The sequence below is a fragment of the Ruania alba genome, from assembly GCF_900105765.1.
GTDB classification, from domain to species: domain Bacteria; phylum Actinomycetota; class Actinomycetes; order Actinomycetales; family Beutenbergiaceae; genus Ruania; species Ruania alba.
In genome coordinates, this window is record NZ_FNTX01000002.1 from 1,914,395 (window position 1) to 1,930,201 (window position 15,807).

General features: G+C 66.4%; 14 protein-coding genes and 1 pseudogene. 6 read left to right on the forward strand and 9 right to left on the reverse strand.

Annotated features, from left to right (window positions below; translation table 11 throughout):
• Window positions 1-4 precede the first annotated feature (4 nt).
• From kdgD to BLU77_RS19005, 5 genes are all read right to left on the reverse strand, one after another.
• The gene (gene kdgD, locus BLU77_RS18995) at window positions 5-988 is read right to left on the reverse strand and encodes a 5-dehydro-4-deoxyglucarate dehydratase (RefSeq protein ID WP_089774726.1); all 984 of its coding nucleotides are present in this window, start codon (window positions 986-988) and stop codon (window positions 5-7) included.
• Window positions 989-1,128: 140 nt separating this feature from the next.
• Window positions 1,129-1,893, reverse strand: coding sequence for an SDR family oxidoreductase (locus BLU77_RS19000; RefSeq protein WP_175477220.1), 765 nt, complete (start codon window positions 1,891-1,893; stop codon window positions 1,129-1,131).
• Entirely contained in the window at window positions 1,890-2,090 is a 201-nt protein-coding gene (locus BLU77_RS22260) for a hypothetical protein (protein WP_483880079.1), read from the reverse strand. Before BLU77_RS22260 ends, BLU77_RS19000 begins: the two co-directional genes overlap by 4 nt.
• Window positions 2,075-2,227 (reverse strand): hypothetical protein, encoded by a 153-nt coding sequence (locus BLU77_RS22265; protein WP_175477222.1) that lies wholly within the window; start codon window positions 2,225-2,227, stop codon window positions 2,075-2,077. The genes BLU77_RS22260 and BLU77_RS22265 overlap by 16 nt, the downstream gene beginning before the upstream one ends.
• 51 nt (window positions 2,228-2,278) lie before the next feature.
• Window positions 2,279-3,385: a LacI family DNA-binding transcriptional regulator gene (locus tag BLU77_RS19005; protein WP_089774727.1), complete on the reverse strand. Its 1,107-nt coding sequence runs from the start codon at window positions 3,383-3,385 to the stop codon at window positions 2,279-2,281.
• A gap of 194 nt (window positions 3,386-3,579) precedes the next feature.
• Between BLU77_RS19005 and ngcE the strand changes: the two genes are divergently transcribed.
• The 4 genes from ngcE to BLU77_RS19025 all read left to right on the forward strand — a co-directional run bounded on the left by ngcE (window position 3,580) and on the right by BLU77_RS19025 (window position 8,955).
• Entirely contained in the window at window positions 3,580-5,001 is a 1,422-nt protein-coding gene (gene ngcE, locus BLU77_RS19010; RefSeq protein WP_175477223.1) for an N-acetylglucosamine/diacetylchitobiose ABC transporter substrate-binding protein, read from the forward strand.
• A 6-nt stretch (window positions 5,002-5,007) separates the two neighbouring features.
• A complete protein-coding gene (locus BLU77_RS19015) occupies window positions 5,008-5,925 on the forward strand; it encodes a carbohydrate ABC transporter permease (RefSeq protein ID WP_089774731.1) in 918 nt (305 codons plus the stop codon).
• 9 nt (window positions 5,926-5,934) lie between these two features.
• Entirely contained in the window at window positions 5,935-6,855 is a 921-nt protein-coding gene (locus tag BLU77_RS19020; protein WP_089774733.1) for a carbohydrate ABC transporter permease, read from the forward strand.
• Window positions 6,856-6,930: 75 nt separating this feature from the next.
• On the forward strand, window positions 6,931-8,955 hold the full coding sequence (locus tag BLU77_RS19025) for an alpha/beta hydrolase family protein (RefSeq protein WP_089774734.1): 2,025 nt from the start codon (window positions 6,931-6,933) through the stop codon (window positions 8,953-8,955).
• Here BLU77_RS19025 and BLU77_RS23275 read toward each other — a convergent pair.
• Complete coding sequence (locus BLU77_RS23275; RefSeq protein ID WP_089774736.1) at window positions 8,864-9,349, reverse strand: transposase family protein; 486 nt, start codon at window positions 9,347-9,349, stop codon at window positions 8,864-8,866. The genes BLU77_RS19025 and BLU77_RS23275 overlap by 92 nt on opposite strands.
• A gap of 478 nt (window positions 9,350-9,827) precedes the next feature.
• Between BLU77_RS23275 and BLU77_RS19035 the strand changes: the two genes are divergently transcribed.
• Complete coding sequence (locus BLU77_RS19035) at window positions 9,828-11,561, forward strand: glycosyl hydrolase family 28-related protein (protein ID WP_217632510.1); 1,734 nt, start codon at window positions 9,828-9,830, stop codon at window positions 11,559-11,561.
• Here the strand turns inward: BLU77_RS19035 and BLU77_RS19040 are convergent.
• Window positions 11,558-11,770 (reverse strand): hypothetical protein, encoded by a 213-nt coding sequence (locus BLU77_RS19040; protein WP_089774740.1) that lies wholly within the window; start codon window positions 11,768-11,770, stop codon window positions 11,558-11,560. The genes BLU77_RS19035 and BLU77_RS19040 overlap by 4 nt on opposite strands.
• 211 nt (window positions 11,771-11,981) lie before the next feature.
• Window positions 11,982-13,436: an NAD(P)/FAD-dependent oxidoreductase gene (locus tag BLU77_RS19050; RefSeq protein ID WP_342741477.1), complete on the reverse strand. Its 1,455-nt coding sequence runs from the start codon at window positions 13,434-13,436 to the stop codon at window positions 11,982-11,984.
• Here BLU77_RS19050 and BLU77_RS19055 point away from each other — a divergent pair.
• On the forward strand, window positions 13,339-14,910 hold the full coding sequence (locus BLU77_RS19055; protein ID WP_089774746.1) for a helix-turn-helix domain-containing protein: 1,572 nt from the start codon (window positions 13,339-13,341) through the stop codon (window positions 14,908-14,910). The two genes, BLU77_RS19050 and BLU77_RS19055, sit on opposite strands and share 98 nt — an antisense overlap.
• Window positions 14,911-15,123: 213 nt before the next feature.
• On the opposite strand, the pseudogene BLU77_RS19060 reads toward BLU77_RS19055, so the two are convergent.
• A pseudogene (locus BLU77_RS19060) lies at window positions 15,124-15,695 on the reverse strand (isochorismatase family protein).
• Window positions 15,696-15,807 lie beyond the last annotated feature (112 nt).

The following is a 15,807-nucleotide window of genomic DNA, read 5'->3' on the forward strand; positions in this document are numbered from 1 at the left end:
GGTATCAACCTGGGGTCTGTCGAGCCTGTGCGGTATCGGAGGAGTTGCTCGCAGTGGTCGGCATCCAGGAGGAGGTCGTGACGTGGGCGACCAGTGGCGTCAGTAGCTCCACCTCCTCGACGGTGAGATCCGTCAGCGGTGGCCGCACCCGTGAGCTGGGTCGGCCCGCAGCCGCGAGTGCCGCTTTGATGATCGAGACGGCGTAGCCCGGCCGGCGGTCCCGGATGTCGAGGTATGGCAGCACGAACTCGCGCAGTCGCTGGTCCACGCCTGTGCGATCGCGACGACGTACCGCGTCATGGAAGCCGAGGGCGAACTCCGGGGCGAAGTTGAACATCGCCGAGGAGTAGGTGGCGACGCCCAATTCGGCGAATGCCAGGGCGCAGGTCTCGGCGGTGGGGAGGCCGCCGATCAGGGTGAGCCGGTCACCGAGCCTGACGTGCACGCGGGTGACGAGCTCGATATCGCCCGTGCCGTCCTTGAAGCCCACCAGGTTGGGGCAGTCCTGTGCGAGACGCGCGAGAGTGGTGGCGTCGATGCGCCCGTTCGCGCGGTTGTAGTATACGACACCGAGGTTCGTCGCCGCGCACACCGCCTGGACATGGGCACGCAACCCGTCGGCCGAGGCTTCGGTGAGGTAGGGCGGGAACAGCAGGACACCGTCGGCTCCGGCTCGCTCGGCATCTGCGGCCTGTTCGACCGCAAGTGCAGTGCTTGCGCTTGCAGGTGCCAACACCGGGACCCGACCGCGGATCTCTGCGACCGCGAGCCGCACCACCCGGGCCACCTCTGCCGGGCTGAGCGAGAACAGCTCCCCGGTGCCCCCGGCGGCGAAGAGCCCGGCGACCGGGTACTCGGCCAACCAGCGCAGGTGGTCGCGGTAGGCGTGCTCGTCCAGGTCCAGCGCGGCGTCGAAGGGCGTCACCGGAAAGGAGAGCAGGCCGCCGCCGAGCCGCTCCGCAAGCTCGCGCGGATCCATCGTGGGCATCGGGCCTCCGTCCAAGAGTCTCAAGAACCCTTGGAACGCTAGGTCGTGCGACGATACCTGTCCAACACTAGAAGCGCATGGAATGATCCATTTTAGGTATCGATGGTTGGGCCCTCATCTGAGGGCGAGAACCGCGCCGATCAGCGGCCGAGCCAGCCGCCGTCGACCGGTAGGACGATGCCGTGCACGTAGTCGGCGGCCGCGGAGGCGAGGAAGACGGCCGCCCCGCCGATGTCCGAACCGTCGCCCCAGCGTCCGGCCGGGATGCGCTCAAGGATCGCCCGACGTCGGTCCGGGTCGTCCTGGAGGGCCTGGGTGGTGTCCGTGGCGATGTAGCCGGGTGCGATCGCATTGACGTTCACCCCGCTGGCGGCCCACTCGTTCGCCAGGGCCTTGGTCAGGCCCGCGAGGCCGGACTTCGAGGCCGTGTAGCCGGGCACGTTGAGCCCGCCCTGGAAGCTGAGCAGGGAGGCGGTGAAGATGATCTTCCCGCGGCCGGCGGCGAGCATGCTCCGGCCGATCTCTCGGGCGATGCGGAACTGGCTGGACAGGTTGACCTCGAGCACCTCGTCCCACAGGTCGTCGCAGTGCTCTGCAGCCGGCGCGCGGCGGATCGTGCCGGCGTTGTTCACCAGTACGTCCACGGGACCGTCTGCGGTGACCGATGTGACGAAGTCGCGCACCGAGTCACGGTCGGTGAGGTCCACACGGACCGGGATGAAGGACCTGCCGAGGGAGCGGACGGACGCACCCACGGCGCCGCCGTCGGGCTCCATCTGCGCGGACGCACCCACGATGTCCGCACCTGCCGCGGCGAGTGCCTCAGCGATCGCGCGGCCGATCCCGCGTCGGGCGCCGGTGACCACGGCGCGCGTTCCCGTCAGGTCGAACAGATTCACACTCATGCCTCTCCTCGGCAGTCCACGAGCACTTTCATCGCCCCGCCGGACCTGAGCACGTCGAACGCCTCGGCCGCTCGCTCCACGGGCAATACGTGACTGATCAGTGGGCGGGCCGGGATCGACCCGTCCGAGATCAGCCGGATCGCCTCCATCATGTCCTCCCGCCGGTACAGCCGCGCCCCGATCAGGGTGAGTTGCAGTGCGACTCGGCGACCCCGGCGTCGGCGAGGATCGTGGCCAACGGGTGGTCGCCGTCGTCAGTGCCCTCGAACGACCTGCGGGTGTCCGGCAGCGCTGAGGTACTCGTCGAGTACGCCCCCGCTCGGCGCCTACCCAACGGTGACGACCGCTCCCGAAGTCCACGATGGCGGGAACTCGCGGAACGGTCTCACCGGGACGCGGGCGGCGCTCCGACCGTGGTTCCAGTCACGATCTCGCACGCGATCCACTCATGCTCAGGCGATTGGCCTTGCCCATCCAACTGCCTCAGTAGCATACGGACGGCGGCAGCGCCGATCTCGCGCCGCGGCGTGGATAGTTGGGTGAGTGCGGGATCCGGCAGGAGCACGTTCTCCCGATCGCCGTGGTCCCCCAGGCCGACAATGCTGACGTCCCGCGGTACCACCATTCCCGAGCCGAGGGCGGCGTGGTAGACCCGGTGGGCGACGTATGAGGACTCGGCGACGATCGCGGTCGAGCCCGTCTCCGCGGCGAAGCGGAGCACACCCTGCTCGTCGTCGACATGGGGGACCCGTGGCAGGTCCGGGTTCGGCTCGCCGAACGCGACCATGGGTGCATCATCGGACTTCAGTCGGTGACGCGTGCAGGCAGCTGCGAAGCCTGAGCGCCGCTCCACCAGTGTCTCGTGGGTGCGACGGCCAGCGACCATGAGCACGCGACGGTGTCCGCGTGCGTACAGGTCGTCCATCACCAGCTCCGTGCCGTCAGCGTAGTTCGCCGCAACCCAGGCGAACTCGAGGCCTTGTACCTCATGGCGCCCGATCACGGTGAACGGGTAGCCCTCGTCCGTCAGACGGCGGATCTCATCGGCATTGATCTTTCCGCCCACGAGGATCGCCCCGTCCGCAAGTCGGAGCATGTTCGCGCCGCGCCCGAAGACCGACCGCTGGCCCGACTCGTCCCGCGCCCCGGTGAACAGCAACAGATTGTGTCCAACCTTCTCGGCCTCCTCTTCGATGCCGACGAGGAACTCGTAGTAGAAGTCGCGTGACTCGGCCCTGGGGAAGGTGTCGTGATAGGTGAAGGCGCCCACGATCCGACTCCGCCCCCCAGCGAGGTTCTGCGCGGCCACGTTCGGGACGTAGTTGAGGTCACGGATTGCCTGCCGCACCCGCGCCCGCGTCTTCTCGCTCACGCGGATGGAGTCCATCTTGGTGTTGACGACCGCCGAGACGATGGCCGTCGACACGTTCGCCTCTCGCGCGACATCACGCTGGGTCACGCGCCGGCCACCGGCTCCACCGCTGCTAGCCATCTGAACCTCCTGAGTGGTCGGGATCCGACCTCACTATTGACGACGGGGCACAGCCGAGTCTAATCTGATTACGCGCATAAGTTACGCGCACAATCACGCTCGCTTGCCGTGTCTCTGCCCCGCTACCCAGCCCGATCCAGTGGTAGCGGGCCGTCACGTGGCCGCGCGTCTGGGACTGAATGGAAGGGTCGCTGATGACCACGAAACCGACACGCTTGCTGGAACGCCGCACGTTCCTCCTCTTCGGCGGAACCGCTGCGGCTATGTTCGCCGCCGGCTCCCTGGCGAGCTGCAGCAGTGGCGCGGCAGAGCCGCCGACCGGGACCACAGCTGGTCCTGCTGATGCCGCGAATCCGTTGGGCGTAGCGCCCGACGAGCCGCTGGAAACGGTGGTCTTCGCGGGCGGTTACGGCGACCAATACGTCCTCGACGCCCAGGCGACCTACTCCGAGGCGTTCCCGAGCGCCGAGATCACACACCACGCAGGGCAGGAGATCGGCAAGCAGCTCCAGCCCCGATTCATCTCCGGGGACGTCCCGGACCTCATCAACAACTCGGGGTCCGGCAACCTCCCGATGGCGCCCCTGGTCGCCGACGGGCAGCTCATGGACCTGACCCCGCTGCTCGACGCTCCGGCCTACGGCCTCGACGACGGCACGACCGTCCGCGACACCCTGCTCCCCGGTGTCGTCGAGCTCGGCTCCTTCGGCAGCGTTCCTTACGCGCTGAACTACACCTTCGTCGTCCACGGTGTCTGGCACAGCTCGTCGCTGTTCGAGCGGAACGGATGGCCGGTCCCGGAGACCTGGGACGACATGCTCGACGTGTGCGCGGAGATCAAGTCGACGGGGATGTCCCCCTGGATCTATCAGGGCAAGGTCCCGGGCTACATCCTCACGCCCATCCTCATGGCTGCCACCAAGGCTGGCGGGCTCGACGCCATCAAGAACATCGACAACCTGGAGTCGGGTGCCTGGACCGCGCCACCGGTGGTGGCGGCAGCCGAGGCGTTCTACCAGCTCGTCGAGCGCGATTACATCCTTCCCGGGACGTCGGGGCTGACGCACACCCAGGCCCAGACGTACTGGGCGACCGGCGAAGCCGCCTTCATCCCGTGCGGCTCCTGGCTGGAGAGCGAGCTGGGCGACATCACCCCGGAGGGCTTCGACATGGTCGTCGCCACGACCCCCTCCCTGACCTCCTCTGACGCGCTGTCGGCGAGTGCCATCCGGGGGATGGGAGGCGAGTCCTACATCGTTCCGGCACAGGCGAGCAACCCCAACGGTGGCATGGAGCTGATGAGGATCCTGCTGTCGCAGGGGGCGGCTCAGAGCTTCACCGGCCAGACCCAGACACTGACCTCGGTCGCCGACTACGAGGTCACGGACGTCGGAACAGGCCTGGCATCCGTGCAGGATGCCTTGAGCGCATCCGGTGACGAGACTTTCTACTGGCTCTACAACCAGTGGTACAGCGAGCTCTCGACCAAGATCAACGAGATCACCAGTCTGCTGATGACAGGTGAGATCAATCCGGACGAGTGGGCGCAGCGCTGTCAGACCGAGGCTGATGCAGTCAGGGACGACGACTCCGTCACGAAGTTCCACCGCGACTGACGCGCCATGCGACAAGGACGCACACGCTTCATCATCGGGGCACTGGCCGGACCGATCACGATCTACGCCGTTCTGGTGCTCTGGCCGTACTTGCAGTCGTTCTACGTCTCGTTGACCGATTGGAGCGGGTACACGGCAGACCGCGACTTCATCGGACTCGCCAACTACGCGCGGCTCCTTGCCGACGAGGTCTTCTGGATCGCCTTGCGGAACAACGTTGTCGCCGCCGTGGTGCTGCCGATCGCCTCGATCGGCCTCGGTTTGTTCTTCGCCACCATGATCACCGTGGCGGGTCGACGGCGGCAGGCGGGGATCCAGGGGGTGCGCGGCGGGCCGATCTATCGCGTCGTGTACTTCTTTCCCCACCTGCTTTCCATCGCGGTGATCGGGGTCTTGTGGTCCTTCGTCTACGACCCGACCGGCAACGGCCTTCTCAACGGCGTACTCGGCCTCGTCGGTGTCGACCCCGTGAACTGGCTCGGCAGCACACGGACGGCGTACGCCTCGATCCTGGCGGTCATCGTTTGGATGTCGGTCGGGTTCTACGTGCTGCTGTTCACGGCAGCGATGGCGTCCATCCCACCCGAGACGTACGAAGCCGCGATGCTGGACGGCGCTGGGCGCTGGCGCACATTCTGGCGGATCACGATTCCCCTCATCTGGGACACCGTCCAGGTCGCGCTCGTCTACGCGGGGATCAACGCGCTGGACATGTTCGCGATCGTCAACGTGATGTCCGCCGCTGGCGGATCTGGTGGGCCCAACAACTCGACACAGGTGCTGGGCAACTACATCTATTCCAGCGCCTTTGAGCACGGCAGATTCGGCTACGCGACCGCCCTGGGCGTGGCCTTGTTCGTCATCACCATCGTCCTGGCCACTGCGACGTTGCGGCTCACTCGCCGCGACCGCGTGGCCTACTAGGAGCCCTCGATGAGCGTAGAGACCCCGTCCCGAATCACCCCTGATAAGGATCCCCCGTCAGCGGCTCGCTCGCGCGCCACCGCCCGCCGGAGCAGGTCGTCATCGGCAGGCGGGCCACTCGACGTGTTCGCCCACGCGTTCCTGCTGACCTGGGCCGTTCTCGTCGTCGTACCGCTGCTGTGGACCGTTCTCAACGCCTTCAAGAGCGACGCGGAGATTCTTACCAGCGCGTGGTCGTTACCGGGATCCTTCAGCATCGACAGCTTCGTCCGAGCGTGGACGACGGCGAACATCGGCCGGTACTTCCTCAACACGGCGATCGTCGTCCCACTCGGCGTGTTTCTTACGTTGGCTGGCGGATCGATGGTGGCCTACGTCGTATCCAGGTACCCGTTCAGAGGTTCCAGACTCGTCTACCTCTTGTTCGTGGCGGGTCTGACCTTTCCGGTGTTCCTGGCGATCGTGCCGTTGTTCTTCGTGGCCAGGGACCTGCACCTGGCGAACTCATTGCCTGGGCTGGCCTTGATCTATGCGGCCTACTACCTGCCGTTCGCCGTCTTCTTCCTCACCGCGTACTTCCGCAGCCTGCCGGACTCTGTCGCCGACGCCGCCTTCATCGACGGCTGCGGCCACTGGCGGACCTTCCTGCTGGTGATGCTTCCCATGGCGCGCCCGGGATTCGCGAGCGTGGGCATCTTCGTGGCCATCGGCCAGTGGAACCAGTTCCTGCTGCCGCTGGTGCTGCAGACCGATCCTGACAAGTACGTGATCGCACAAGGGCTGGCGGCGCTGGCGGTCAGCCAGGAGTACGCGAGCGACTGGAGCGGCTTGTTCGCGGGCCTGACGTTGTCCATGGTCCCTGTCCTGGTCGTCTACGTCGTGTTCCAGCGGCAGGTGGAGTCCGGGATGGTGGCGGGCGCCGTCAAATGAGGTCACGTCGGCATGGCCCAGTGATGACATCACGACGACATGAGACACGCCACGAGATGAGGCAGCGAGATCAGCATGGCTAGTCAGATCACAGGCTTCGGTCCGTACCTGGACGGCTCCTATGATGCGTCCCTTCAGGTACAGCTGAACGCGTACGAGCGCACGACGGCGCACCTCAGCGCCCGGCGGGCGGCGAGCGATGCGATGCGCACGCCCGAGGATGTCCGTGCTCGGCAGGAGGCTCTGCGCGCGTATGCCGACGGTGTCCTGGACGCAAGCTCCGCTGATCGTCCGGCGCCGACGGCGATCGTGACCGGGACCGTAGAGCGACCCACGTTCGTGCTGACCAAGCTCGTGCTTGAGACCGGTCCGACCCAGCGGGTCACAGCCAACCTCTACCTCCCCCGGGACACGACGGAGCGCACTGGCGCGGTGCTCTTCCTGTGCGGCCACGCCGATGCAGGCAAGGCCGCTGCGCGATACCAGGCGTTCTGCGCGCGGCTCGCAAGCAACGGACTCGTCGTGATGGCGATCGACTCCATCGGCCAGGGCGAGCGCAAGAGCTACCTTGACGCCGCGGGCCGCGAAGAGGTCCCGGCCAACGTGGTGGAGCACAGCCACGCCGGGGTGCAGTGCTGGTGGACCGGCGACACGATCGCCCGGTACTTCGTTGACGACGCCCGGCGGGCGATCGACTACCTGTGCACCCGGCCCGAGGTCGACCCGGCACGCATCGGCGTGGCCGGCAACAGCGGTGGCAGCACGCAGGCCACCTGGCTGATGCTCATCGAGCCGCGCATCGCTGCGGCAGCACTGGGATGCTTCATCACCTCTCGGCAGTCGTACCAACGGTCCGGGGGCGCCCAGGACGCGGAGCAGATCCTCCCAGGCGGCGCGCTGATCGGCATCGATCACGAGGACTTTCTCATCGCCATGGCGCCACGCCCGGTGCTAGTGATGTCGGCGAACTCCGACTTCTTCCCAGTCGAAGGAGCGCACGAGACCGTCGAACGTGCAAGGCGGGCGTACGAGATACTCGGCAAGCCGGAGAGTCTCGGACACGTCCGGGCGGATCATCCGCACGGCCTCATGCCCGAGTTGGCGAAGGCGGGGGCCGAGTTCCTCGTGCGGCATCTCGGCAACGAACCGACCGCCGCCATCGACTCCTCCGAGCCCGTTCCTATCCCCGAGGCAGAGCTGCTGTGCACCGCATCCGGGCGGCTGCGCGTGGACTACCCCGACACGCCACACGTCTTCGAACTCAACCAGCAGCGGCTTCTCACTCTCAGGACGGCGCGCTCATCTTCGCCGGCGCAATGGCTCACCGATCAGGTCCACCGGCAGCGACGCACGCCGTCGGAACTCTTTCCCCGATGGTCGCCTGCCGAGAACCACCGCCTCGGCGACGTCGAGGTGCGGAGCCATCGAGCGATGTGGTGGTCGGAGATCGACGTGCTCAACGCAGGCGTACTCGTTGAACCAGCCGATCGACCGACGGCGGCGCTCGAGATCGCATGCTTCGCCACCGGGTCGGCGGAGCTCGCGGACCGCACGGACTGGCTGACCGAGCGGGTCGCCGGTGGCGTCGCGGTGCTGGCGCTCGATGTCCGCGGTACTGGAGCTCTCACCCCGCATGAGATCAACCCCTTCCCGCTCGACGAGAACTACGGCACCCTCTACAAACTCATGACCGACCTCATCTGGCTCGGTGACAGCCTGGCTGCCGCGCGCGTATTCGACATCCTCCGTGCCGTCGAGCTCATCGCGCAGCATCGGGCCAAAGACCTGGGCGACTGCCCGATCCGCCTCTTCGGCGCTGGTCCAGGGGCGTTCCTCGGCTATCTCGCGGCCGCCATCGAGCCGCGGATTCAGCGGATCGAGCTCGAGTCGCCACCGCTCGATCCCACGACGGTCGTCGACACACGCATGCACGGTCCACAGAGCAACTGGCAGCACGTGATTCCCGGCATGGCCGTGCACTGCGGGCTCGAGGACCTGCTCCCGCTTTTCAACGGCAGAGACCTCCACATCCCGCAGCCCGCGGGTGCAGATCTGGCCCCGACCCGGCGTCCGAACGACCTGGAGGTATATTCAGATTGAAGTGAGGGAGAACTCGAGCGCTATGACGATGGAGGCTGATTGGGGAATATTCGCAACGGTCCGCGGCCATCGGTCCGGAAGGTCGCCAGGACCTGAGATGGGCGATTACTTGTTCGATCTTATCGCGGATCGAATTCACTTCGGTGTTTAACTTTCGCTGAGATGCGTGCTGTTCCTTCCGGGTAGTTGTCGTATCGGGCTGGTGGCCTCCAGCCGGATACATCTTTGTTGCCCAGATTTGTATGGCAGTCCTCATGTCCAGAATTCCTGAATCTCGCAATCCGCGGGCGTCGTGGGTCCTGCCCGGGGTGTGCTCGCAGACCCATGCCAGGTCCCGTTCAGCGTGCAGGCCACCTGAACGCTCAGGCTGGCAGGGCGGCGTTCGCCGGCCCATGGCTCGAGTGGCTCGGCCCAGGACTGGGACAGTAGCAACGTTCTGTCACCGCTGATCTCGCAGACCCCAGCACCTTCAGCGCCGGCACCAGGGCTTTCGCGGTCGTTCCGACCTGGTGCGCAATGGACGCAGGCATGTCGCCTGTGCCAGTCGCCGCCGCGCATTGTCACGCGACCGCCCGGCCCCGCCGCGACCCCATCGAGCGGCCGCGACCGAACCGATCTCTCGAAGAGATCCTCTACTCATTGGCGGGCTTCACTGTGTGCTTTTCGCCTCGCCATCGACAACCTTCGATTCATGCCCTCCAGTGTCCCGGCCGTAGCTGAGATATCTGATGAGGGTCGACCGTCGCCACGCGGGCTTTCTTCTGAGGATCATCACACCCTTGACCGCGCCGCCTCTTGGCCTCTACTGTCGTCGTGATTAGCCGCATAAGCAAGTGGCTATTGAGGCACCCACTAATTTCGAGGAGACGATGATGTCAAACGGGAGAACTCGATCACTGTCGCGCCGCACGGTGCTGGCAGCCGGCGCACTGGCCTCGGTCGCCGGCGTCCTGACCAGCCGCGAAGCGCACGCACAGACCTGGCCAGAACTCGACCTGAGGAGGGACTTCGGAGCCGTGGGAGACGGCGTCGCCGACGACACCCCAGCATTCCAGCGTGCCGCCTGGGCCATCTCTCGGACGCCTGAGAAGGGCGCGGTGCTCACCATCCCCAGTGGCACCTATCGCGTCGGCCAACAGCTCCCGGCTGACGAGCTCGATGACTGGATCGACGCCCAGGCGCCGTACATCGACGAAGCCGACCTGCGGGCCGACATGTACGAGTCGTTCCGGGTGTCCTCGCCGATGCGCGCCTGGCGCGTTGCCCTACCGATCTTCCACATCGGATCGCGGGTTGGGCTGCAGCATCTCGAGATCCGCGGCAACGGTGCGACTATGCGGCTCACCGAGGGGCTGCTGTTCGGCGGCTACGTGCCGGCCATCGACCACGGCGAGGGAGAGGTTCCCGGCACGCCGCGCGACGAGACCCGGGCTTCCAGCCCGACCGGGTTCGAACGGCTCAGCTACGGTGTGGAGGCTGGCCGCATGATCCAGGTGTACGGAGGCCGCAACATCGCGATCTCTGACCTCATCCTGGATGGCAGCAGCGACACCCTCAAGCTGGGCGGGAAGTGGGGTGACACCGGCCGGCAACTGAAGGCGACCGGCCTGCGCCTGATGAGCAACACGGACGTGACCATCACCAACGTCGAGACGCGAAATCACGGCCTCGACGGCATCACCATCGCATACCCGCAGGCGCAGCATTCTGACCCGGTGACCCCGCACACCTTGGTCAACGTGGTATCGGAGTACAACGGTCGCCAAGCGCTCTCGTGGACCGGCGGTCGCGGTCTGAAGGCCGTGAACTGCGAGTTCAACCACACCGGTCGGGTCGTGAACACAGGTGGTGGCGAGGGCGACGGCCAACCACTGGCGTCACTGCCGGGGGCTGGCATCGACATCGAGCCTGAGAGTGGCGGGCTCTGCCTGGACGCGACCTTCGTCAACTGCACCTTCTACAACAACTGGGGTGCCGGCATGGTCACCACCTCGCACGAACGGCCCGTGGTGACCAACATCGGCAACATCAGCTTCACGCGCTGCCACTTCTGGGGCAGCGACAACTGGACCATCTATTCGTGGGGGCCCACCATGTCCTACCGGAACTGTGCCTTCCACGGGTCTGTCGCACTTCGCCCGGGGCGGGGGCTCAACGCCGACACGGCGCACCAGTTCCTCCATTGCACCTTTGACGACGTCTCGCCCGATCCATCGAACCAGGCTGTCTACATCGGCGACGATCCGAACCTCGGGTACACGGCGGCCAACAGTCACCTGGTGAATGCGGAGATGCCCTATCTCAATCTGGACCACTGCACGGTTCGTGCCCGGGGCCTCGGCAGCATCTTCAGCACCAACTCGTCGCCGCGCACCCTCACCAACTGCACCGTCCACCATGACTTCGACGGGTCGGTGGAACGCAGCAGTCTCGCGACGTTGCGAGGATGGAGTATTCGACGAGCCAAGTTCCACGAGAACATCAGCACTGCTGGCTCGTGGCAGATCGTTGCCGAGGACGTCACGGTCCTCGGCACCGGGACGCGGGTCGAGGGTGGCCAGGTCTTGTGGAACGGCGAACTGTCCGGCGCCATCCCTGCCGGCTAGCACCCGAGCGCCTGCAAACTCGAGGTCAAGGGGCAACGCCTGATCGTGACGACGCCACCGTTCGGTCGGGCCAGGCGTGGTGCCGTCGAGGTCACGGACTCGGCGGCACCACGCCCGGTGGCGGCTGCCCAGCTCGCCGGTTGCTTCTCGATGCCGGTGACCTGCAGGCGGGCAAGGATGTCGTCCGGGGGGCGGCTGTGGATGCGCACCGACACCTCGGGCTCGCGCCCGAGCCCGAGGCTGACCGCCGTGGCCGCAGCAGGCCGAGTATCCTGCGGCGGGCAGTGGAAGTGGCACCGGGAGCACGGCAGCGGTCTCGACCAGGTCGGGTTCGACGACTGCCAGAGGGCGGTGTTGGGCGCGGCGTTGCCGGGCCGGAGTCCGATCGCGAGCGGCTCCCTGCTGCCGTCGGGCGCCTTGTCAGCGGAGTGGGTCGAATGCTGCTAGTTCGTTGGGTGTTTCTCCGGTGGTGATGAGGTCTGCGAGGAGTTCGCCTGTGGCGGGCCCGAGGGTGATGCCCCACATTCCGTGTCCTCCGGTGACGTATACCCGGGGTGATCGTGTTCTTCCGATGAGCGGAAGTCCGTCGTGGGTGCAGGGTCGTGAGCCGACCCAGTCGTGCACTCGGTCGACGGGGTCGCTGATGTTGAGGAGGGGGCGGATGCTGTTGATGATGGCGGTGATCCGGCGTGGATCGAGTGGGGCGTCGGGGGATCGGAACTCCATCATCCCGGCGATGCGCAGTTTGTCTCCGAGTGGCGTGCAGGCGAGGCGTTGGTGTGGAAAGTACAAGGGTCCGCGGGGAAGGTGGGGCGTTGGCACGCTGAAGCTGTAGCCCCGTCCGGCTTGTACGGGCATCCGGATTCCGTGCGGTTGTGCGAGCCGGTCGAGCCAGGCGCCGTTGGCGAGGACGACGGCATCGAATGCCTCGGTGTCGTTGGTGTCGGTTCGGGTGACGGCAGCGTTTTGTGTGTTCTCTACGGCCGTCACCTCGGTGCCAAGTCGGAACGTGCCGCCTCGGCGTTCAACGGCTGCGGCAAGTTCTGTGGCGAAGGTTCCGGGGTTGATGAAGCGTTGGTCGTGAAGCCTGATCGCTGCTCCGATCTCGTCCCCGAGGAGGGGTTCCATGGCGTGGACTTCTTCTCGGTCGAGGAGGTCGAAGTGGACATCGAGTCCGGCTGCCCGAACGTGGTTGAGTTCGTTCAGGAGGTGTGTGCGTTCGGGCTCGGTGCGGAAGGCGGCCAGGAACGGGTTGGCTGGCTGGGTGCGCGCGTTGACTCCCCCGTCGATGAGGTGGTCGTACGCCGGGAGTGCGCGGTTGTTGATCGGAACTAGTGCGGCCATCGAGCGACGCCATCGAGCGGCGGTGCTGTTGCGCGCGAACCTGGTCAGGAACTGTAGAAGTCTGGGGCCTATGGGCAACGGTAGATAGACCGGTGATGATGGGTCGAGCACCGCGCGTATCCCGTATCGGAGGACGGCCGGGTCGGGCAGTGGTGCGGCCAGGCTGGGCGTGAGCCATCCTGCGTTGCCCCAGCTTGCACCGGCAGCGATCCTGTCGCGGTCGATGACGGTGACTGCCACGTCTCGCTCCTGAAGGAACCAGGCGGTGGCGAGTCCGGTCATTCCGGCGCCGACGATTGCGACACTGCGGGGCGGGCTGTGCGTCGAGCGGGACGTCCTCATGTCACGAGTGTGGAGCGTGGCCGGACCGGTCGTCATGGGCGCTGCCGTGCAAAGTTCGCGCGTGGCATTGTGCTCGGCGCACAATGACTCGATGAGTTCAGCTTCTGACATGGCGGCCGCCCTGGGCTCGCCTCTCCTGCAGGTGATTGCTGGTGAGGCCAACGTGGCGGAGGTGGGCGATGTGGTCATCGCCGAACCTGGCGACACTGCTCCTGGTGGGCCAGGAGACCTGGTGTTGGGGGTCGGGGCTCGCGATGTCGACCACGCCGAGCGTCTGGTCAGGTGTTGTGCGCAGCGGTGCGCGTCGGGGGTGATCCTGCGATCGGGAGTGGCAGAGGAGCAGCGAGTCGTCGAGACCGCGCAGCGGGTGGGGATTGCGCTCCTTTCCCTCGGGGAGGAGATCGCGTGGGCGCACCTGGTCTGGCTGCTACGTGGCCTCGTTGATCCTGCCGTTGCGCCTTCTGGTGCCGTCGACGGCGATCCTGCGCCGGAGAGAGGCTACGACCTGTTCGCCCTGGCCGATACTGTGGCCGCGATCGTTGGCGGACCGGTCACCTTTGAGGACAACCGATCACGGATCCTGGCCTACTCATCAGGTCAAGCGCAGGCGGACCCAGCACGCGTGGCAACCATTGTTGGTCGCCGGGTCCCCGAGGAGGTGACGGCCCATTTCCGGGCACGTGGAGTGTTTCGGCGGCTAGCGCGCTCAGACGAAGCGTTCGTCGTACGGGACTGCCCAGATGGGACACGTCCACGGCTCGTTGTGCCGGTCTGGGCCGGCGGTCAGTGGCTCGGATCGATCTGGGCGATGGTCGAGCGATCGGTGGATGAGAGCACCACGGCAGAACTGCGTCGCGCCACCTCGATCCTCGCGTTGCACCTGTTGCGGATGAATGCCGGCGCCGATATCGCCCGAAGTCAGGTCAAGGAACTGATCCGCGCCGCCTTGCGGGAGTACGCCCCCGAGCGCCCTCTCGCACGTGTGCTGCCCGGGCGCGGGCCCTGGCGGGTCGTGGCCCTTCGCGCATCGGGCAGCCGGGGCGTCGAGGAGCATGTGCAGATGTGGGCCACGACGCTGCGACGGCATGGATGGCGCCAGGCAGTCGTGGCCGACCTCGATGGCACCGTCTTTGCCGTGGTCGCTGATGACAACTCCGGTTCGACCGAGCCCGGAACCTGGGCATGGTTGGGCGCGCTGGTGCGCGACCTTGCCAGTTCAGACGCTCTCGGATGGTCGGCAGCAGCTGGAACGCCCGCGATGGTGCCCGAGCTGCCCCGCTCACGGGTGGAGGGGGCCGAGGCCCTCAAGGTCGGACAAGCGGGCTTGGTTGAGAGCCCTGCAGTGGCTGTGGAAGACGAATGGGATGCCATCGGCCTCGGCCGAGTTCTCGCCACGGTGGACCTGATGGCCCCGGGCAGCCCACTGCGAGTCTTGCTCGACCACGATGCCGACAACGGCACCTCGTATGCGCCGACACTCAGCGCGTGGCTGAAGCACTACGGCGAACCGGGTCGGGCAGCTCGATCACTCGTGATTCACCCCAACACCCTGCGCTACCGCATGAGCCGGCTCCACCGCCTGGTCACCCTCGACCTCGACGACCCACAGCAGCGACTCGTGCTGCAACTGCAGATCGAGAGCCGACGGTTCCTCAACCACTGACACTGCACGCCGAACAGCGCGTCCGTACTCAGCCGCTCCCAGCTCACATGCCACCAGTCGTTGAGAATCCTCAGGGACCGCGAAGGTCGGTCTCATCCATCGGTCAGCCCGCCGACGAACCAAGTCGATGAGGGTGGCTCGTCGAGGAAGTGCGGATCCGAGCCTGGCGCACCAAGCGCCCGGTCACCAGGTCCGCTCAGCACCTGCCTGACGCTACGTCGACGGCTCCAGAATGACCCCAGCGGCGGCCATCTCCGCCCGTGCCGCCTCGCCCTGTTCGGGGCTCACCGGCACGGTCAGGTCGGTGAAGACTCTGGTGGCCAGCCCTTCTTTCACCGCGTCCAGCGCCGTCTCCTTCACGCAGTGCGACTCAGCGATCCCGACCACGTCCACTGCGGTGACCCCGCGTCGGCGAGGATCGTCGTCAACGGGTGAGCGCCGTCGTCGGTGCCTTCGAAACCTGAATACGCGGCGGCGTACGCACCCTTCTTCACCGACGCATCCGGGGCCAGGTCTGCCAGGGCTGGGTGCAACTCGGCCTCAGCCGTACCGGCCACTCCGTGCGGTGGCCAGGTGTCCACGAAGTCCGGAGTGTCGGAGAAGTGGTCGCCCGGGTCGATGTGCCAGTCCTGCGTGGTCACCACCAGGCCGTAGTCGTTCCGGTGGGCGGCCGCGTACGCGGCGATCCGCTCGGCGACGGCGTTCCCTCCGTCGACGCCGAGCGCGCCACCTTCGCAGAAGGTCGGCTGGACGTCCACCACCAGCAGCGCCCTGTTCGTGTCCATCAATCCACTGTGCCACGTCGAAGAGTCTCGATGAAGGGCAGATGAGAGACCCCTCATGGCTCGCTCATCAACGCCTCACCGGTGCTCACCAGTGTTGTTCCTCACCAGTGGA

Coding starts and splice junctions, on each gene's coding strand:
- kdgD (WP_089774726.1), bottom strand. CDS start 988: ATGCCCACGATGGATCCGCGCGAGCTTGCGGAGCGGCTCGGCGGCGGC.
- BLU77_RS19000 (WP_175477220.1), bottom strand. CDS start 1,893: ATGAGTGTGAATCTGTTCGACCTGACGGGAACGCGCGCCGTGGTCACC.
- BLU77_RS19005 (WP_089774727.1), bottom strand. CDS start 3,385: ATGGCTAGCAGCGGTGGAGCCGGTGGCCGGCGCGTGACCCAGCGTGAT.
- ngcE (WP_175477223.1), top strand. CDS start 3,580: ATGACCACGAAACCGACACGCTTGCTGGAACGCCGCACGTTCCTCCTC.
- BLU77_RS19015 (WP_089774731.1), top strand. CDS start 5,008: ATGCGACAAGGACGCACACGCTTCATCATCGGGGCACTGGCCGGACCG.
- BLU77_RS19020 (WP_089774733.1), top strand. CDS start 5,935: ATGAGCGTAGAGACCCCGTCCCGAATCACCCCTGATAAGGATCCCCCG.
- BLU77_RS19025 (WP_089774734.1), top strand. CDS start 6,931: ATGGCTAGTCAGATCACAGGCTTCGGTCCGTACCTGGACGGCTCCTAT.
- BLU77_RS23275 (WP_089774736.1), bottom strand. CDS start 9,349: ATGGGCCGGCGAACGCCGCCCTGCCAGCCTGAGCGTTCAGGTGGCCTG.
- BLU77_RS19035 (WP_217632510.1), top strand. CDS start 9,828: ATGTCAAACGGGAGAACTCGATCACTGTCGCGCCGCACGGTGCTGGCA.
- BLU77_RS19055 (WP_089774746.1), top strand. CDS start 13,339: ATGAGTTCAGCTTCTGACATGGCGGCCGCCCTGGGCTCGCCTCTCCTG.
- BLU77_RS19050 (WP_342741477.1), bottom strand. CDS start 13,436: ATGACCACATCGCCCACCTCCGCCACGTTGGCCTCACCAGCAATCACC.